The sequence below is a fragment of the Nocardioides carbamazepini genome (assembly GCF_024614185.1).
Lineage (GTDB): Bacteria > Actinomycetota > Actinomycetes > Propionibacteriales > Nocardioidaceae > Nocardioides > Nocardioides carbamazepini.
In genome coordinates, this window is sequence record NZ_JAHTLF010000015.1 from 85,694 (window position 1) to 103,732 (window position 18,039).

The 18,039-nt window shown below is 71.2% G+C and carries 21 protein-coding genes; 7 read left to right on the forward strand and 14 right to left on the reverse strand.

Annotated elements, in window-relative coordinates; genetic code table 11:
- Positions 1–3: 3 nt before the first annotated feature.
- A complete protein-coding gene (locus tag KVF89_RS10290; RefSeq protein ID WP_257425399.1) occupies positions 4–1,566 on the reverse strand; it encodes an ABC transporter permease in 1,563 nt (520 codons plus the stop codon).
- Complete coding sequence (locus KVF89_RS10295; RefSeq protein ID WP_257425401.1) at positions 1,563–2,468, reverse strand: ABC transporter ATP-binding protein; 906 nt, start codon at positions 2,466–2,468, stop codon at positions 1,563–1,565. Before KVF89_RS10295 ends, KVF89_RS10290 begins: the two co-directional genes overlap by 4 nt.
- 54 nt (positions 2,469–2,522) lie before the next feature.
- Between KVF89_RS10295 and KVF89_RS10300 the strand changes: the two genes are divergently transcribed.
- Positions 2,523–2,999 (forward strand): GbsR/MarR family transcriptional regulator, encoded by a 477-nt coding sequence (locus KVF89_RS10300; protein WP_257425406.1) that lies wholly within the window; start codon positions 2,523–2,525, stop codon positions 2,997–2,999.
- Positions 3,000–3,122: 123 nt separating this feature from the next.
- On the opposite strand, the gene KVF89_RS10305 is transcribed toward KVF89_RS10300, so the two are convergent.
- Positions 3,123–3,752: an acVLRF1 family peptidyl-tRNA hydrolase gene (locus tag KVF89_RS10305; RefSeq protein ID WP_257425408.1), complete on the reverse strand. Its 630-nt coding sequence runs from the start codon at positions 3,750–3,752 to the stop codon at positions 3,123–3,125.
- A 40-nt stretch (positions 3,753–3,792) separates the two neighbouring features.
- Between KVF89_RS10305 and KVF89_RS10310 the strand changes: the two genes are divergently transcribed.
- Together KVF89_RS10310 and KVF89_RS10315 are read left to right on the forward strand one after the other, a co-directional pair.
- A complete protein-coding gene (locus KVF89_RS10310) occupies positions 3,793–4,299 on the forward strand; it encodes an SRPBCC family protein (RefSeq protein WP_257425409.1) in 507 nt (168 codons plus the stop codon).
- Positions 4,300–4,352: 53 nt separating this feature from the next.
- Complete coding sequence (locus KVF89_RS10315) at positions 4,353–4,853, forward strand: hypothetical protein (RefSeq protein WP_257425410.1); 501 nt, start codon at positions 4,353–4,355, stop codon at positions 4,851–4,853.
- 27 nt (positions 4,854–4,880) lie between these two features.
- Here the strand turns inward: KVF89_RS10315 and KVF89_RS10320 are convergent, their stop codons facing one another.
- From KVF89_RS10320 to KVF89_RS10370, 11 genes are all read right to left on the reverse strand, one after another.
- Positions 4,881–5,264, reverse strand: coding sequence for a metal-sulfur cluster assembly factor (locus KVF89_RS10320; protein WP_257425412.1), 384 nt, complete (start codon positions 5,262–5,264; stop codon positions 4,881–4,883).
- Positions 5,264–5,743, reverse strand: coding sequence for a Fe-S cluster assembly sulfur transfer protein SufU (sufU, locus tag KVF89_RS10325; protein WP_257425414.1), 480 nt, complete (start codon positions 5,741–5,743; stop codon positions 5,264–5,266). The genes KVF89_RS10320 and sufU overlap by 1 nt, the downstream gene beginning before the upstream one ends.
- Positions 5,744–5,746: 3 nt before the next feature.
- Entirely contained in the window at positions 5,747–7,039 is a 1,293-nt protein-coding gene (locus KVF89_RS10330; protein ID WP_372497891.1) for a cysteine desulfurase, read from the reverse strand.
- Positions 7,039–7,797: a Fe-S cluster assembly ATPase SufC gene (sufC, locus tag KVF89_RS10335; RefSeq protein ID WP_257425415.1), complete on the reverse strand. Its 759-nt coding sequence runs from the start codon at positions 7,795–7,797 to the stop codon at positions 7,039–7,041. The genes KVF89_RS10330 and sufC overlap by 1 nt, the downstream gene beginning before the upstream one ends.
- Entirely contained in the window at positions 7,794–8,144 is a 351-nt protein-coding gene (locus KVF89_RS10340) for a non-heme iron oxygenase ferredoxin subunit (protein WP_257425416.1), read from the reverse strand. The genes sufC and KVF89_RS10340 overlap by 4 nt, the downstream gene beginning before the upstream one ends.
- Positions 8,141–9,325 (reverse strand): Fe-S cluster assembly protein SufD, encoded by a 1,185-nt coding sequence (gene sufD / locus KVF89_RS10345; RefSeq protein ID WP_257425418.1) that lies wholly within the window; start codon positions 9,323–9,325, stop codon positions 8,141–8,143. Before sufD ends, KVF89_RS10340 begins: the two co-directional genes overlap by 4 nt.
- Before the next feature lie 83 nt (positions 9,326–9,408).
- Complete coding sequence (gene sufB / locus KVF89_RS10350) at positions 9,409–10,827, reverse strand: Fe-S cluster assembly protein SufB (RefSeq protein ID WP_257425419.1); 1,419 nt, start codon at positions 10,825–10,827, stop codon at positions 9,409–9,411.
- On the reverse strand, positions 10,827–11,492 hold the full coding sequence (locus KVF89_RS10355; protein WP_257425421.1) for a helix-turn-helix transcriptional regulator: 666 nt from the start codon (positions 11,490–11,492) through the stop codon (positions 10,827–10,829). The genes sufB and KVF89_RS10355 overlap by 1 nt, the downstream gene beginning before the upstream one ends.
- A gap of 116 nt (positions 11,493–11,608) precedes the next feature.
- Complete coding sequence (locus tag KVF89_RS10360; protein ID WP_257425423.1) at positions 11,609–12,916, reverse strand: hypothetical protein; 1,308 nt, start codon at positions 12,914–12,916, stop codon at positions 11,609–11,611.
- Between the two features lie 49 nt (positions 12,917–12,965).
- On the reverse strand, positions 12,966–13,376 hold the full coding sequence (locus tag KVF89_RS10365; protein ID WP_257425425.1) for a hypothetical protein: 411 nt from the start codon (positions 13,374–13,376) through the stop codon (positions 12,966–12,968).
- Positions 13,369–13,734: a hypothetical protein gene (locus KVF89_RS10370; protein ID WP_257425426.1), complete on the reverse strand. Its 366-nt coding sequence runs from the start codon at positions 13,732–13,734 to the stop codon at positions 13,369–13,371. Before KVF89_RS10370 ends, KVF89_RS10365 begins: the two co-directional genes overlap by 8 nt.
- A 34-nt stretch (positions 13,735–13,768) precedes the next feature.
- Here KVF89_RS10370 and KVF89_RS10375 point away from each other — a divergent pair, with 34 nt between their 5' ends.
- From KVF89_RS10375 to KVF89_RS10390, 4 genes are read left to right on the forward strand one after another with little or no spacing between them, the layout of a single operon-like run.
- A complete protein-coding gene (locus KVF89_RS10375) occupies positions 13,769–14,602 on the forward strand; it encodes a carbon-nitrogen hydrolase family protein (RefSeq protein ID WP_257425427.1) in 834 nt (277 codons plus the stop codon).
- On the forward strand, positions 14,599–16,302 hold the full coding sequence (locus KVF89_RS10380) for a flavin monoamine oxidase family protein (RefSeq protein ID WP_257425429.1): 1,704 nt from the start codon (positions 14,599–14,601) through the stop codon (positions 16,300–16,302). Before KVF89_RS10375 ends, KVF89_RS10380 begins: the two co-directional genes overlap by 4 nt.
- Positions 16,303–16,325: 23 nt before the next feature.
- Entirely contained in the window at positions 16,326–17,267 is a 942-nt protein-coding gene (locus tag KVF89_RS10385; RefSeq protein WP_257425430.1) for an ABC transporter ATP-binding protein, read from the forward strand.
- Entirely contained in the window at positions 17,264–18,037 is a 774-nt protein-coding gene (locus KVF89_RS10390; protein WP_257425432.1) for an ABC transporter permease, read from the forward strand. Before KVF89_RS10385 ends, KVF89_RS10390 begins: the two co-directional genes overlap by 4 nt.
- Positions 18,038–18,039: the final 2 nt, after the last annotated feature.

An 18,039-nucleotide genomic window follows, 5' to 3' on the forward strand; every position in this document is an offset into this window, starting at 1 on the left:
AAACTAGCCGATGTCGCGCGAGCGGAACCGCCACCACGCCACAGTGAGCAGCACCGCGGCCACCGCGCTCAGGCCGCCCGCGCTCCCCCAGCTCCACGCGTCGGAGGGCAGCGACGGCACGTGGGAGTACGGCGACAGGCCGGTGAGCCAGCCCGGGAGCTCGAGCAGGTCGCCGACCAGACCGAGGGTGAGGAAGGCGGCCGGCCAGGCCCAGACCAGGACCGACCAGCGCAGCCCGGCCGCCAGGGACAGGACGGCCAGCGCGCCGACCACCCAGGCCGCCGGGGCCCAGGCGAGTGCCGCGAGGAGGAGGTTGCCGATGCCGGGACCGTCCGCGGCGGCGTACCCGATCCAGAGGCCGGCGCCGGTCACCGCGAGCAGGCCTGCCGTGCCCACGAGCGCGAGGGTCGCGGACGCGGCGAACCAGCGACCGCGGCTGGTGGCGGTGGCGAGCACCAGCTCGGCCCGGCCGTCCTGCTCGTCACGGCCGGCGTGGCTGACGACCGTCACGGCGAAGTAGGTGAGGACCACGGCGACGATCGAGAGGATCGCGGCCACGAGCGCGCCGCCGAGCTCGTCGATGATCGACTGGGCCACCTCGGAGTCGAGCAGGTCGCCGATGCCGGGCGCGATCATCCCGAAGACGATGCCGAGGGCCCCGGCGGCCACCGACCAGAGCACCAGCGTCGTGCTGTGCACCTTGACGGCGAGGGAGAAGGCGTCGGCCAGCCGCGGCGAGCCGGTGCGCGGGCCCGGGCGGGTCGGCACCAGGCCGGAGCCGAGGTCCCGGCGGGAGCGCAGCCGGAACGCGACCCCGAGCAGCACGATCGCCGCGACGGCGTAGCAGGGCAGCAGCCACCAGCGCACGTCGCCGTAGGCCCGGACCTGGGTGTTCCACCCCAGCGGTGACAGCCAGCTGACCCAGCCCGGACCGGTGTCGCCCACCGCGCGCAGCACGAACAGCAGGCCGACCACGCCGGCGGCGTACGCGGCGCAGGTGCGGGCGCTCGCCGACAGCTGCGCCGTGACCGCGCCGATGCCCGCGGCCACGAGCGCGGTGCCGGCCCAGAGCGCGCCGAAGGCGACCGAGCCGGCCGGGTCGAGGCCCGAGACGGTGTTGCCGAGCGCCGTGAGCAGCCCCAGGGCGAGCGCCAGCAGCACCGCCTCGACCGCGGTCGCGACGAGGGGCGCGTCCCGACCGAGGGCGGTCCCGCCGAGCAGCTCGGTGCGACCGGTCTCCTCCTCCACCCGCGTGTGCCGCCGGACCACCACGACGAAGAGCACGGCGACGAAGACGGCGTACAGGACGGTCATCTTGGTCATCGCCAGCTCGCCCTCGCTGGCGACGTCGAGGACCGGTCCGTAGAGCGCGACGATCGCGGGGCTGGCGTTGATGGCCTCCGCCGCGCGCACCCGGTCGGCCTGGTCGGCGTACAGGCCGGGCGTGGCGGCCGCGGACGCCACGCTCATCAGGACCAGCACGGCGACCGCCACCGGCGCCAGGACCCGGTCCTGGCGCAGCCCCAGCCGCAGCAGCAGCGGCCAGCCGGACGTGGAGGTGCTCACCGCCCCGCACCGGCCCGGTCGCGGTACGCGTCGAGGAACAGCTCCTCGAGGCTGGGCGGCGTGCTGGTGAGGGCCGTGACGCCGGCCGCGGTGAGGACCGACAGCACGGCGGGCAGGCCGTCGGGGTCGACGGTGCAGCTCACCCGGCTGCCGTCGACGGCGAGGTCGTGGACTCCGGGCGTCCCGGTCAGATCGGGCGCGGCGCCGCTGAGGGTCGCCACGATCCGGCTGCGGCTCAGGTGGCGCAGGTCGCTGAGCCGGCCGCTCTCGACGACCCTGCCCTCGCGGATGATGGTGACCCGGTCGGCGAGCCGGTCCACCTCGCTGAGGATGTGGCTGGAGAGGAGCACGGTCGCCCCGCGCGCCGTCTGCTCGGCGACGCACTCGTTGAAGACCTGCTCCATGAGCGGGTCCAGGCCGGAGGTCGGCTCGTCGAGGATCAGCAGGTCGGGGTCGGTGGCGAGCGCCGCGACCAGGGCCACCTTCTGCCGGTTGCCCTTCGAGTAGGCGCGGCCGCGCTTGGTGGGATCGAGCGAGAAGCGCTCGATCAGCTCCTCGCGTCGTGACGTCGCGGGATCGGCTCCGCGCATCCGGATGAGCAGGTCGACGATCTCCCCGCCGCTCAGGTTCGGCCACAGGCTGACGTCGCCCGGGACGTAGGCGAGTCGTCGGTGCAGGGTGGCGGCGTCGCGCCACGGGTCGCCGCCGAGGATGCGCACCTCGCCGGCGTCCTTGCGCAGCAGTCCGAGCAGCACCCGGATGGTCGTGGACTTCCCGGCGCCGTTGGGTCCCAGGAAGCCGTGCACCTCGCCGGCGCCGACGACCAGGTCCAGGCCGTCGAGGGCCCGGAACGCGCCGAAGGTCTTCACGAGGCCGCGGACCTCGATGAGGGAGCTCGTCATGAGTCCATCATGCACCTGTTTCAGCAATTACTGAATCTTGGATAGAATCGTGCCATGACGACGAACACCTCCCGCGACTCCTTCGTGGAGCGGATGGGGGGTGCGCTGACGAGCGCCGGCCTCGCCCGGCTCCCCTCCCGGGTGTTCGCCGCCCTGCTCGTCGACGACGACGGCAGGATGACCGCGGCCGAGATCGCGGCCGGGCTCGGCGTCAGTCCGGCCGGCGTCTCCGGCGCGGTCCGCTATCTCGACGGCGTCGGCATGATCCGCCGCGAGCGGGAGCGCGGCTCCCGGCGCGACATCTTCGTCGTCGAGGACGACGCCTGGCACGGCATGCTGACCCGGCTCGACCAGGTCTACGGCCCGCTCATCGCCGCCCTCGACCGCGGCCTCGGCGACCTGCCCGACGACGACCCCGCACACCGGCGGCTGCTGCTGGCCCGGGAGTTCCTCGCCTTCGTGCTCGCCGAGATGTCGGACCTCGACCAACGGTGGGCGGTACGACGGGCCGAGCTCGGTCTCGACGACTGACCCGCGGACCGGGCTCTGAGTGTTGCGGTTTGGTCCCAAACCGCAACAATTCCGGCCTGAACCGTGCAGTCTCTGCCCAAATGCAACACGTTCCACCAGTCGGCCCGACCACTTCTGTCAGCGCTACTCCCGGGCAGGACCGGCGTTCTCCACCGTCACGACCAGCGCCTGGGCGTCGAGCACCGCCCGGTCGAGCACCGCCCGCCGCGGGTCCGGTACGGCGAGCCAGGGGCCGACCACGGACAGGGAGCGCAGCCGGGAGTCGGTGAGCACCTCGTCCACCGCTGTCCGGTCGCCGCCGGCGACCACGACGCTCGCGCCGCTCAGCACGGCGTGGGCATGGTCGGCCGCCGCCTCGTAGGCGACCCGCGCCTGGTTGGCCCGGCGTCGCGCGAAGCGCTGCTGCGACTGCCCGCCGGCCTTGGTGCGGCCCTGGACGTGGCGCTGGCCGACCTTGCTCGCCACGATGGCGCCCACCTCGACCCGGGCGATGGCGAAGCCGCCCTTGCGGACGAGCAGCACACCCCAGGCCGCCGGCGCGACCCCCTCGGCCAGAGCGCCGGCCAGCGCATCGGCCTGAGCCGGGCCGTCGTACGCGAGGTCGAAGGGCAGCCGGGCGGTGAACCAGGAGCCGTCGGGCGCCGCGCCACGCAGCGCTCCCCCGTCGACGCGGAGCTCCGGATCGCCGTGCGAGGCCGCGAAGTTCGCGACCCAGCGCGACCACCGGGCGGGTGGGACGAGGACCTCGGTCACGGCCCGACCCTACCGACGAGAACGTGTTCTAATGCGGAGCATGCCCACGATGCACCCGTGCGACCTGGTCGGCATCGACTTCGTCGACACCGCGCCGCACCGCTACGCCAACAGCATCGACCTCGCGATCACGCCGGAGCAGCTCTTCGAGGTCTTCGCCGACGCCGCGGCCTGGCCGCGCTGGGCGAGCGTGATCCGCCAGGTCGAGTGGACCTCGCCCCTTCCACCCGGCATCGGCAGCACCCGGGTGGTCTCGATGCTCGGCGGACTGAAGGGCGCCGAGGAGTTCCTGCTGTGGGAGCCCGGGCGTCGGATGGGGTTCCGCTTCAACGAGGCCTCGGAGAAGTCGATCCGCGCCTTCGCCGAGCGGTACGACGTGGAGGTGACTCCGCGCGGCTGCCGGCTCACCTGGACCCTGGCTCTCGATGTGTCCGGGCCGGGCCGGTACTTCATGCCGGTCAGCGGCCTGGTCTCCAACCTCGCCTTCCGGCGCTTCCTCAAGAACCTGCGTCGCTACACCGACGAGCGGTTCGCCCGGGTTCCGTAAATTCCTCCGGGATCCGCCACGAGGGACGACCGTGAGGACGTACTGTCACGGGCGTGCTGCCGCTGCTCCATCGCTTGTCCGCGCTCGCAGTGGCGGCGGTCACATCCATCGTGGGAGTCCCCGGAGCGGTCGCGGCCGCTGTCGACGAGCGGGTGCCCGTCGTCGAGCTCCGAGTGCCGGGGCCCGACCTGCGGGCGGCGGTCGTGGAGTACTGCGTCACCTTCCCCGTCGTCGCCACCGACGAGGGTGAGCTGGGCGGTGGACACTGTCGGCGTCCCTCGCCAGGTGCCGTCCCGCGCGTGAGCGGGGAGGGCCGCGTCCTGCTGGCCGTCGACCGCCCGAGCTGGACCTGGCAGGCGACGTATCGGAGCACGGGATCGGTCGACCCGGCCTGCCGGACCACGCGTGCCGCGACCGTGGTCGCCGACGGCCGGTACCGGCTCCGGCCGCCGCGGTACGCCGGCAGCTATCAGGTGACGCTCGTCGGCACCGGGCCGCAGGAGTCGCTCAGGGCGCGCTTCGACTGGAGCTACGGCAGGGGCCGGTGCTCCTGAGCGCTCCCGCAGGAGTGTGCGCTCCCGTCAGACGTTGAAGCCGAGGGCGCGCAGCTGCTCGCGGCCGTCGGGGGTGATCTTGTCGGGACCCCACGGCGGCATCCAGACCCAGTTGATCGCGACGTCGTTGACCAGGCCCTCCAGCGCGGACTCGGTCTGGTCGGTGATCACGTCGGTCAGCGGACAGGCCGCGGACGTGAGGGTCATGTCGAGGACGAGATTGGTGCTCTCATCGACGTGGATGCCGTAGACGAGGCCGAGGTCGACGACGTTGATGCCCAGCTCGGGGTCGACGACGTCCTTCATCGCCTCCTCGATGTCGGCCAGCGCCACGTTGGACGACGCATTGGTGCCCGCGAGTCCGGCCTCGGGGACCTCGGGCAGGTCGCTGTTGTCGATGGGCTCGCTCATCACTTTTCTCCGTCTCCTGCGATGGACCCGTCGATTGCACGGGCCGTCGCGTCCTTCCATGCCATCCATGACAGCAGCGCGCACTTCACGCGGGCCGGGAACTTCGCCACGCCCGCGAACGCGATGCCGTCCTCGAGCACGTCCTCATCGGGCTCCACCGTGCCCTTGCCCTGCATCAGGGTGAGGAACTCCTCGTGGATCGCCATCGCGTCGTCGACGCTCTTGCCGACCACCAGGTCGTAGAGCACGGACGCCGACGCCTGCGAGATCGAACACCCGAGTGCGTCGTACGACACGTCCTCGACGAGCCCGTCGCGCAGGTGGACCCGCAGGGTCACCTCGTCGCCACAGGTCGGGTTGACGTGGTGCACCTCGGCGGTGTGGTCGGGGTGGGCATCGCGCAGGCCCTTGCCGTGCGGATGCTTGTAGTGGTCGAGGATGATCTCCTGATAGAGGGCATCCAGGTCGGTCGCGGTCATCACTCAGTCCAACTTGAAGTAGCTGCGGGTGTATTCCAGCGCCTCGACGAGAGCGTCGATCTCCCGCGGCTCCGTGTAGAGGTACGACGACATCCGCGTCGAGCTCTGCACGCCGAAGCGGGCGTGGGCCGGCTTGGCGCAGTGGTGTCCGGCGCGCACGGCGATGCCGCGGCTGTCGAGGACCTGGGCGATGTCGTGCGGGTGCACCCCGTCGAGCTCGAACGAGATCGCGCCACCGCGGGACGCCGCGTCGAGCGGGCCGAGCACGGTCAGCCCCGGCACGGTCCGCAGGCCGTCGAGGGCGTACGCCGTGATGGCCTGCTCGTGGGCGTGGATCGCCTCCATGCCGACGTGGCCGAGGTACTCCACCGCGGCGCCGAGGCCGATCGCCTCGACGATCGGCGGGGTGCCGGCCTCGAACTTGTGGGGGATGCCGGCGTACGTCGACGCCTCCATGCGGACGGTCTCGATCATCTCGCCGCCACCGAGGAACGGCGGCAACGCGTCGAGCACCGCACGCGATCCCCAGAGCACGCCGATGCCGGTCGGACCGACGACCTTGTGACCGGTGAAGGCGACCAGGTCGGGGCGCTCCTCGGCCGGCATCGCGGCCAGGTCGATCGGCAGCTGCGGCGCGGCCTGGGAGGCGTCGACGACGACGATCGCTCCGACGGCGTGGGCCTTGCGGGTGATCTCGGCGATCGGGTTGATCGTGCCGAGCATGTTGGACACCCAGGTCAACGAGACGACCTTGGTGCGCTCGGTGATCAGCTCGTCGATCGCCGACAGGTCGAGCCGGCCGTCGTCGGTGAGGCCGAACCAGCGCAGCGTCGCGCCGGTGCGCTGCGTGAGGAGCTGCCACGGGACGATGTTGGAGTGGTGCTCCATCTCGGTGATGACCACCTCGTCACCGGGACCGACCTGCCGATCGCCCTTCCAGGCGAGTGTGTTGGCGACCAGGTTGAGCGCCTCGGAGGCGTTCTTGGTGAAGATCACCTCGTCGCGCTCCGGCGCGCCGATGAACGCCGCCACCTTGTCGCGCGCCGTCTCGAACGCCTCGGTCGACTCGGCACCGAGCTGGTGCATCGCCCGGGCGATGTTGGCGTTGTGGCGCTCCAGATGGTCGACCATGGTGTCGATGACGACCTGCGGCTTCTGCGAGGTGTTGGCGCTGTCGAGGTAGACCAGCGGCAGCCCGCCCGCGAGCGTGCGCTCGAGGATCGGGAAGTCCTTGCGGATGACCGCGAGCTCCGGGAGCAGACCCGGCAGCCCGGTGGCAGCGCCCGTCGAGACCATCAGACCGCCGCCGTGAGGAAGCGCTCGTAGCCGTTGGCCTCCAGCTCCTCGGCCAGCTCGGGGCCGCCGGACTCGGCGACCCGGCCGGCCACGAAGACGTGGACGTGGTCGGGCTTGATGTAGCGCAGGATGCGCGTGTAGTGCGTGATCAGCAGGACGCCCTTGCCGTCGCGCTCACGGAACCGGTTGACGCCGTCGGAGACGACCTTGAGCGCGTCGATGTCGAGGCCGGAGTCCGTCTCGTCGAGGATCGCGACCTTCGGGTCGAGCAGGTCGAGCTGGGCGATCTCGTGGCGCTTCTTCTCTCCGCCGGAGAAGCCCTCGTTGACCGAGCGCTGCGAGAAGGTCGGGTCGAGGTTCATCCGGTCGAGGACCGCGTTGACGTCCTTGACCCAGGTGCGGAGCTTGGGCGCCTCGCCGTCGATCGCGGTCTTGGCGGTGCGCAGGAAGTTCGCGACCGAGACGCCGGGGACCTCGACGGGGTACTGCATCGCGAGGAAGAGGCCGGCGCGGGCGCGCTCGTCGACCGACATCGCGAGGACGTCCTCGCCGTCGAGCGTCACCGTGCCGCCGGTGATCTCGTAGCGGGGGTGGCCGGCGATGGAGTAGGCCAGCGTGGACTTGCCCGAGCCGTTGGGGCCCATGATCGCGTGGGTCTCGCCGTCCTTGATGGTCAGCGTGACGCCCTTGAGGATCTCCTTCGGGCCGTCCTCGGTCTGGACCTGGACGTGCAGGTCCTTGATCTCCAGGGTGCTCATGCGGGGGTGACTCCGTTCAGCGTGGTGGTGACGTCGATGTAGACGTCGACGTCGCCCGAATCAGTAGGGCGCAGTTCGACGGGGAAGGTGGCGACCGGCTCGGTCGCCGGGAGGCCGGTGGGCTTGCCGGTGCGCAGGTCGAACCGGGAGCCGTGGAGCCAGCACTCGACGGTGCAGTCCTCCACCTCCCCCTCGCTCAGAGCGACGGCGGCGTGCGAGCACAGGTCCTGCAGGGCGAAGACCTCGTCGCCGTGGCGGGCCACCGCGACGTCGTACCGGTCGACGGTGACGGCGAGCGCCTCGTCCTCGGGTACGTCGGCCAGGGCGCAGGCCCGTTCGAAGGTCATGCCAGCTCGTCCTTCAGCACGTTCTTGGCGAGCTCGGCCTCGACGGTCGCGAGCAGCTTCTCCTCGACCATCGGGATGTCGACCTTGCGGATCAGGTCGTTGAAGAAGCCGTGCACGACCAGGCGCTGCGCCTCCTTCTCCGAGACGCCGCGCGAGCGCAGGTAGAACAGCTGCTCGTCGTCGAAGCGCGCGGTGGCCGAGGCGTGCCCGGCACCCTCGATCTCGCCGGTCTCGATCTCCAGGTTGGGGACCGAGTCGGCCTGGCAGCCGTCGGTGAGGACGAGGTTGCGGTTCTCCTCGTAGGTCTCGATGCCCTCGGCGACCTTGCGGATCAGCACGTTGCCGATCCAGACCGTGTGGGCACCCTTGCCCTGGAGCGCGCCCTTGTAGAGGACGTGGCTCTTCGTCTTGGGCGCGTTGTGGTCGGCGAAGAGGCGGTGCTCGAGGTGCTGGCCCTCGTCGGCGAAGTAGAGGCCGAGCAGCTCGGCCTCACCGCCGGGACCGGCGTACTCGACGTTGGCGTGCATGCGCACCAGGTCGCCGCCGAAGGAGATCGAGGTGTGCTTGACCGAGGCGTCGCGACCGACCCGGATCGCGTCGCGACCGAGGTGGACGGCGTCGTCGGCCCAGTCCTGCAGGCTCAGCACGTTGACCTTCGCGCCGTCGCCGACCAGGAAGGTCGAGATGGCGGAGTAGCGGGCGGAGCCCTCGTGCACCAGCACGACGGTGACCTCGGCGTGCGCGCCGACCCGGTAGATCAGCCGGCTCCAGACGAGGTCGTCGACCGTCGCACCGGTCAGCCGGATCACGACCGGCTCGGCGAGGACCGTCTCGGCCGGGATGTCGAGCAGCAGCGCGCCGTCGGCGTTCGCCGCGGCGAGGGCCGCCGGACGCTCGTTGGGAGCGAGCTCGCCGAGCGCCACCGCCTCCTCCGCGCTGATCGCACTGAGCGTGACGCCCTCGGGGAGGGTCGTCTCCCGCTTGAGGGTCGCCGCGGACGCCTCACCGTCGAGGATCCCGCGCAGCCGCTTGATCGGCGTGAACCGCCAGACCTCCTCGCGCCCGGTCGGGACGGGGTGGTCGGCCAGGCCGTACGACGCGGGCGGGTTCAGGTGGCTCTCGATGTGATCGGTTTCAAGAGCCGACCGGACGGCCGACGCGGCCGTTTCAGTCACAGTCACAAGATTTCCTTCAGTGCGTGGTGCTGGTGGGACGACGCAACCGTCGAGCCTTCGACGGCGCTGGAGGCTGAGTGCCGAAGGCCTCAGCCGACAGCGCCCTCCATCTGCAGCTCGATCAGTCGGTTCAGCTCGAGGGCGTACTCCATCGGAAGCTCCTTGGCGATGGGCTCGACGAAGCCGCGCACGATCATCGCCATCGCCTCGTCCTGCTCCATGCCCCGTGACATGAGGTAGAAGAGCTGGTCGTCGGAGACCTTCGAGACGGACGCCTCGTGGCCCATCGACACGTCGTCCTCGCGGATGTCGACGTAGGGGTAGGTGTCGGAGCGGCTGATCTGGTCGACGAGCAGCGCATCGCACAGCACGTTGGACTTCGAGCCGTGCGCGCCCTCGTTGACCTGGATCAGGCCGCGGTACGACGTCCGGCCGCCGCCGCGCGCCACCGACTTGCTCAGGATGGAGCTGGACGTGTGCGGGGCCGCGTGGACCATCTTGGCGCCGGCGTCCTGGTGCTGGCCCTCGCCGGCGAAGGCGATCGACAGCGTCTCCCCCCTGGCGTGCTCGCCCATGAGGTAGACGGCGGGGTACTTCATCGTCACCTTCGAGCCGATGTTGCCGTCGACCCACTCCATCGTCGCGCCGGCCTCGCAGACCGCGCGCTTGGTGACGAGGTTGTAGACGTTGTTGGACCAGTTCTGGATGGTCGTGTAGCGGCAGCGGCCGCCCTTCTTGACGATGATCTCGACGACCGCGGAGTGCAGCGAGTCGGACGAGTAGATCGGCGCGGTGCAGCCTTCGACGTAGTGCACGTAGGCGTCCTCGTCGACGATGATCAGCGTCCGCTCGAACTGGCCCATGTTCTCGGTGTTGATCCGGAAGTAGGCCTGCAGCGGGATGTCGACGTGGACGCCCTTGGGCACGTAGATGAACGAGCCGCCCGACCACACCGCGGTGTTGAGCGCGGAGAACTTGTTGTCACCGACGGGGATGACGGTGCCGAAGTACTCCTTGAAGAGCTCCGGCTGCTCCTTGAGCGCGGTGTCGGTGTCGAGGAAGAGCACGCCCTGGGCCTCGAGGTCCTCACGGATCGAGTGGTAGACGACCTCGGACTCGTACTGTGCGGCGACACCCGAGACGAGGCGCTGCTTCTCCGCCTCCGGGATGCCGAGCTTGTCGTAGGTGTTCTTGATGTCCTCGGGCAGGTCGTCCCAGGTGGCCGCCTGCTTCTCGGAGGAGCGCACGAAGTACTTGATGTTGTCGAAGTCGATCGCCGAGAGGTCCGAGCCCCACGTGGGCATGGGCTTGCGGCCGAAGAGCTTGAGGCCCTTGAGGCGGAGATCGAGCATCCACTGCGGCTCGGACTTCAGTGAGGAGATGTTGCGCACGACCTCCTCGTTGAGGCCGCGCTTGGCGTTGGCGCCGACGTCGTTCTTGTCGGACCAGCCGAAGTCGTAGCGACCGATTCCCTTGAGCTCGGGGTTCAACTCTTCGATCGAGGTCATCAGACCTGCTCCTTCTTGTTGATGCCTGCATCGGGGATGCACGTCGTGCACACCCCGTCACCGTGGGCGATGGTGGCCAGACGCTGGACGTGGGTGCCGAGCACGCGGCCGATGGCCTCAGTCTCGGCCTCGCACAGCTGGGGGAACTCGTGGGCGACGTGGGAGACCGGGCAGTGCTGCTGACACAGCTGCTCCCCCACGACCGGCAGCTCGCGGACCGCGGCGGCGTACCCCTCGTCGGAGAACACCATCGCCAGGACCTGCGCCGGCGAGGCGTCCGGATGCGCGGCCCGCACCTCCGGGAAGCGGCGCTCGATGAAGCTCGCCCGCCGCTCCGCGAACGCGCGGACCGCGTCCTCCCCACCGGTCTCGGCGAGGAAGCGCATCGCCTCGGTCGCGAGGTCGTCGTACTGCTGGTCGAAGGCGTCGCGGCCCCGCTCGGTCAGGGCGAAGACCTTGGCCGGGCGGCCCCGGCCACGCACACCGTCAGTGCGGGGGTCGCGCGCGTCGACCGCGCCCTCGGCGAGCAGCTGGTCGAGGTGGCGCCGCACGGCCGCCGGAGTCAGCTCGAGACGCTCGGCGAGCGCCGCTGCCGTGGACGGTCCGTTGACCAGGATCGACCGCGCGACGCGCTGACGCGTCGGCTGATCGGTCTCGGTCGCCATTTCCACAACATCAGTGTGCCTATATTGGGAGACCCGGTTCAAGCAAGGTGATCCTTACTGAGGGTGACCTTGGCGACGTGGGTCACACGCGGTCCGAGAAACTCGCCGCGCCGCGCTCAGCGCTTCCTCTTCTTCAGGACCACCTTCATGGGGGCCGGGGCGGTGCCGACACCCACCGAGGGTAGCCAGGTCACGGTGAGCCGGGTCCGCAGCCTGCCCGTGCGGCTCAGCGTCTTCTTGCCGGCGCGCGTCGGCTTGATCTTCACCGTCGTCGCGCCGGGACCGCCGAGCACCACGGTGAGTCCCTTGACCTTCCGACCGGTCACGACGAGCTGCCCGGCCGCGGAGGCGGTGAGGACCCAGGTGGCGGTGCCCTTCTTCTTGTTGCGCTTGAGCACGCCGGACGTGACCGTGGAGGTGGCGAACTCGTCCGCGCCGATGTCCGGAGCCGACTCCTGGATGCGCGCCTGACCATCCAGCGCGGTGGCGCTCAGGCCGCCGACCGGGGCTCCAGCGTTCCTGGTCGGAGACGTCGCCAGCTGTCGGAAGTTGCCGCTCGCCGGCGACACGAACGCCGGAGCCGCCGTCTGCCGTCCGCCGAGGTCGTTGAGCACCGCGTGCGGGCCCGTGGGAGCGACGGTGGCGTAGTTGCTGTGGTCGAGATTCGCCATGATGACCTTCGTCGGCTCTCCGGAGTGCACATGCAGGTCGTGGCCGCTACCACGCAGAATGGAGTTCTGCACGGTGAACGTCATCGTCGTCGACGCAGGGAGCATGTAGGAGGCACTGGTGAACAGGCCAGTGCTGTCGGGCCCGGTCGCCAGGGCGGTGACATTGCGGATCAGTCCGCCACCGTCGCCCATCGTGATGGCGCTGCCGAACTCCGAGCGGGACCAAACGGTGCTGTCGACCAGGGCGCCGGCATTCCTGACGTCCACACCCTTGGCGCTGCTCGGACTGTCGGCCACCACCTCGAGACGTCGACCGATCCCGTTTCTGATCAGGACGGCCGCCGTGCTCGGGAACAGACTCAGGGCCTCGATCCGCAGGTCGGAGACCACGGACGTGGGCTGCCACGCCCGCAGGTTGTGGTCACCGGTGAACTGGAGGACCGGCCGCGTGCCAGCGACGAGCGGCTGCACGGTGAATGCCTCCACATCGAGGTCCTGCCCGAGCACGTACGCCCCCGGCGACAGCGCGACGGTGTCACCGCTGAGCGCGTTCGCGAACGCCTGGACGACGGTGCAGGGTGCCGCGGCGGTGCAGGCCGTGCCGGATCCGGTCGGCGAGGCCACCCGTACGACGGCCGCGCGGGCCGGTGGCGCGGCCAGGACGGCGGCGGCCATCGCCAGCGTCGTCGCGATCACCGCCCCACCGCGGGTCGCCCTGCTTCGAAGCGCCTGACGTGATCCAGCAGCAGTCATCGAACCACCGTAGGTCTCCGGGGCCCGCCGGTCTGCCGAACGGGCCAACTCACTCCGGGCTGGTGTGGCGCAGCCAGGCCAGCCCGGCCAACGGGAGGACGAGCGGCAGGAATCCGTAGCCCTGCCCGAAGTGCGACCAGACCGTCTTGTCCGGGAAGAGGTCGGTGGCGACATAGCTGAGGGTGCCGACCGACAGCACGCCGAGCAGCTCGATCGTCACGGCGATCCCGGCCACCCGCCAGCCGGTGCTGCCGCCGAGCAGCAGGCAGGTCGTGGCGACCAGGTAGAGCACGGCCGCGGCGAGCGAGAGGGAGTACGCCAGGGGGGCCTTGTCCGGGTCCATGCCGAGCTGGACCGCGGAGCGGCCGGTCGCGGCGACCGCGAAGAGGCCGTAGACGAAGACCAGGGCGCGCCCCCAGCCCTCGGAGAGCGCCTGGCTCGGCTGCCGCGACTCAGGCACCACGACCTCCCCACACGTCCCACAGCCGTACCTCGAGACCGGCGACGGTGGCGACGCCGAGCAGCAGGATCGTCGTACCGACCCGGGACCGCTCGGCGAGCGCGAAGAAGGCGGCGACGACGGGGACCAGCAGGTTGGTGACGAGGTAGCTGACGAAGACGGCCCCCTCGAGGTCGCGCTCGGTGCGGGTCAGTGCGATGACGCCTCCGACGAGCTGGACGAGCATGACCACCTCGAGCACCGCCAGGCCGACGAAGTGCGAGTCCTGCGCCGCGCGGTCGCGCACCAGGTCGACGACGAGGAGGACGGCGAGCACACCGGCGATGACGAGCGCGACGCCGTACAGCCAGGGATTCACGGCCGCTAGCGTAGACGCGATCTACCGTGGACCCGTGAACGCCTCTCCTGCCGCAGCTCGGCCGCGCACGGCCGAGCTGGTCGTCGCCGCCTGGCAGCCCGACGGTCCTCTGCTCGACGTACCCGCCGCCCTCGTCGCCCTGGACGCCGCCGCGGCCGAGGCGGCCGGCCGGGATGCCCGGCTCCTCGTCTGCCCCGAGCTGACCCTCACGGGCTACGACATCGCACCGCGGGCCGCCGCGCTCGCCGAGCCCGCCGGTGGCCCGATGGCCCAGGCCGTCGCGGACATCGCCCGGCGACGCGCCCTGGCGATCGCCTGGAGTTGGCCGGAGCGCGACGGCGAGCAGGTGCACATCGCCGTCGAGCTGGTCGACCGGGACGGCACGGTGCTGGCCCGGCACCGCAAGGCGCACCTGTACGGCCCGGACGAGGCGGCGGCCTACGTCCCGGGCGACGGCGCGCCGGCCGTCGGTGAGATCGACGGCTACCGGGTCGGCCTCCTCGTCTGCTACGACGTCGAGTTCCCCGAGCAGGTGCGGCTGGTGGCCCTCGCCGGCGCCGACCTGCTCGCCTGCCCGACCGCCCTGATGACGCCGTACGACGCCGTCAGCACGCTGGTCGTCCCGACGCGGGCGTTCGAGAACCAGATGGCGATCGCCTACGCCAACCGCACCGGCAGCGAGCACCGGCTCACCTACCCGGGACTCAGCTGTGTCGTCGGCCCCGACGGCGTCGACCTGGCCCGGGCCGACGACCGGCCCGGGCTCGTCGTCGGCACCCTCACCTCCGCCGCCCTCGACGAGGCCCGACGGGCCAACACCCACCTCGTCGACCGCCGGCCCGAGATCTACGCGGGCCTGACCCGATGACCTCCGCCCAGACCACGCCGGACGAGGGCCTCACCCGGCCGGCAGCCGTCACGATGCTCGGCCCCGACTTCCCGTTCGGGTACGACGAGCACCTGGCTCACCCCGCCGGGCTCGGCTCCGTCCCCGCCGAGCACCACGGCCGCGAGGTCGCGGTCATCGGCGGCGGCCTGTCGGGGATGGTGACCGCCTACGAGCTGATGCGGATGGGCCTCAGGCCCGTCGTCTACGAGGCCGACCGGATCGGCGGGCGGCTGCGCTCCCAGCCCTTCGGCGGGCCACAGGGCCCGATCGCCGAGCTCGGCGGGATGCGCTTCCCGCTCTCCTCGCGCGCCCTGTTCCACTACATCGACCGGCTCGGTCTGCGCACCTCGCCGTTCCCCAACCCGCTCTCGGAGGCGACCCCGAGCACCGTGGTGGAGCTGGGCGGGGAGGCCTTCTACGCCCGGACCTACGACGACCTCCCGCCGTTGCTCAAGGACGTCGCGGACGCCTGGCACGAGGCGCTCGGCGAGGTCGGCTTCGCCGAGGCGCAGCAGGCGATCGCGGACCGTGACGTGCCGCGACTCAAGGAGCTGTGGAACCAGCTCGTCATGAGCCTCGACGAGGAGACCTTCTCCGGCTTCCTCGCCAACAGCGAGGCGTTCGGTGCACGCAGCTTCCGGCATCGCGAGGTGTTCGGGCAGGTCGGCTTCGGCACCGGAGGCTGGGACACCGACTTCCCGAACTCGATGCTGGAGATCCTGCGGGTGATCTTCACCAACGCCGACGAGGACCACCAGCTGATCCACGGCGGTGCCCAGCAGCTGCCCGTCGGTCTGTGGAAGGACACTCCCGACTGCGTGCGCTGGCCGGCCGGCACCTCGCTGGAGAGCCTGCACGGCGGCTCACCGCTGCCCGGCGTCGCCCGGATCACGCGGCTCGCCGCCGGCGGTGGGTCCGGGGGCGGCCGGCTCGAGGTCACCGACCGCTGGGGCACCGCCCGCTCGTACGACGCCGTCGTCGTCACCTGTCAGGTGTGGCTGCTGTCCGCGCGGATCGACGTCGACGAGTCGCTGTTCTCCCCCGACCTGTGGATGGCGATGGAGCGCACCCACTACATGCAGTCCTCGAAGACCTTCGTGCGGGTGGACCGGCCGTTCTGGAAGGACGTCGACCCCGTGACCGGGCGCGACGTGATGAGCATGACGCTCACCGACCGGCTGAACCGGGCGACGTACCTCCTGGAGGACGATGGCGCGGCCTCGATCTGCCTGTCCTACACCTGGAACGACGACGCCCTGAAGTGGCTCGCCCTCCCGGTGGAGGAGCGGGTCCGGCTCCAGCTGCACTCGCTGCGCAAGATCTATCCCGGCGTCGACATCGCCTCCCACATCGTGGGCGACCCGATCACGGTGTCGTGGGAGTCGGACCCCAACTTCATGGGGGCCTTCAAGGCGAACCTGCCCGGGCACTATCGCTACCAGCGGCGGCTGTTCTCCCACTTCGTGCAGGACGGTCTCCCGGAGCCGCGACGTGGGATCTTCCTCGCCGGCGACGACATCTCCTGGACCGCCGGCTGGGCCGAGGGGGCCGTCACGACCGCCCTCAACGCGGTGTGGGGTGTCGCGCGTCACTTCGGTGGCGCCAGTGCCCCCGGGAACCCCGGGCCGGGCGACAGGTTCGCCGAGCTCGCACCACTGGCCCTGCCCGACGAGGCGTGAGGGCGCGTTCCTAGACTGTCGCCGTGCCTCACGCTGCTGACCATGCTGTCGAGGTCGACGGACTGGTGATGAGGTACGGCGACACGGTCGCCGTCGACGGGTTGTCCCTGACCGTCGACCGGGGCACCGTCACCGCGGTCCTCGGGCCCAACGGCGCCGGGAAGACCACCACGCTGGAGACCTGCGAGGGCTACCGCCGTGCCCAGGGCGGCGCCGTGCGCGTGCTCGGCCTCGACCCGGTCCGGCAGCGGCACGAGCTGCTCCCCCGCATCGGCGTCATGCTGCAGTCCGGCGGCGCCTGGAGCGGTGCCCGGGCCGAGGAGATGCTGCGGCATTTCGCGCGCCTGCACGCCCGGCCCCAGGACGTCGGCCTGCTCATGGAGCGGCTCGCGCTGCACGAGTGCGGCCGCACGCCGTACCGGCGGCTGTCCGGCGGGCAGCAGCAGCGGCTCGGGCTCGCGCTGGCGCTCATCGGGCGCCCGGAGCTGGTGTTCGTCGACGAGCCGACGGCCGGCATGGACCCCCAGATCCGCCGGGCCGTCTGGGAGCTCCTCGAAGAGCTGCGCGCGGACGGCGTCACCGTCGTGCTGACCACGCACTACCTCGAGGAGGCCGAGCGGCTCGCCGACCGGGTCCACATCCTCGACCGCGGCCGCCTGGTGGCCAGCGGTACGCCGCTCGAGCTCACCCGCGGCGGCACGGTCGCCACCATCCGGATCGTCGTCACCCAGCCCTTCCCCGACGGTGCCCCCGAGGCACTGGTGCGTGAGCTCGGCGACGGGACCGAGCTCACGGTGCTCGACCCGCTCAGCCTGCAGCTGTCCGGCCCGGCCGACAGCACCACGCTCGCCACCGTCGCCACCTGGTGCGCGACCCACGACGTGCTCCCCGAGTCGCTCTCCCTGGGCCAGCGCAACCTCGAGGACGTCTTCCTCGAGCTCACCGGCCGCGAGGAGTTCGCATGAGCACCGGCACCTTCGCTCCCGCGCCCGGAGCCGCGCCGGTCGTCCGCCAGCTGCTCACCCAGGCGGGGATGGAGGCGCGGCTGATGCTGCGCAACGGTGAGCAGCTGCTGCTCGCCGTGGTGATCCCCGTGATCGTGCTCATCGGCGCGGTCCGTGGTGCCGAGAAGGTCGGTCTCGACCTCGACGGCCGGCCGATCGACGTGCTCACGCCGGGGGTGCTGGCTCTCGCCGTGATGTCGACGGCCTTCACGTCGCTGGCGATCGCGACCGGCTTCGAGCGGCGCTACGGCGTGCTCAAGCGGCTCGGCACCGCTCCCCTGTCCCGGGCCACGCTCCTCGGCGGCAAGGTGCTCGCGCTGCTGCTCGTCGAGGTCTTCCAATTCCTGGTGATCGGCGGCGTCGGCCTCGCGCTCGGCTGGTCGGGTCCCGCGGGCGTCGGCGGGGTGCTCGCCCTGCTCCTGGCCGCCCTGTGCGGCACGGCCGCCTTCGCCTCGCTGGGGATGCTGCTCGCCGGCTCCCTGCGGGCCGAGGCCACGCTCGCCGCCGCGAACCTCGTCTACCTGCTGCTGCTCGCCGGCGGCGCCGTGATCCTTCCGGCCACGATGTACGGCGGGCTCGGCGACGTCGTTCGCTGGCTGCCCTCGGGCGCGCTCGGTGAGGCGGTCCGCTCCGCGTGCGACGGCGCGGTCGCCGTACGGGACCTCGTCGTGCTGGTCGCCTGGACCGGCGTCGGCTCCGCCCTGACCGCCCGGACCTTCAAGTGGGAGTGATC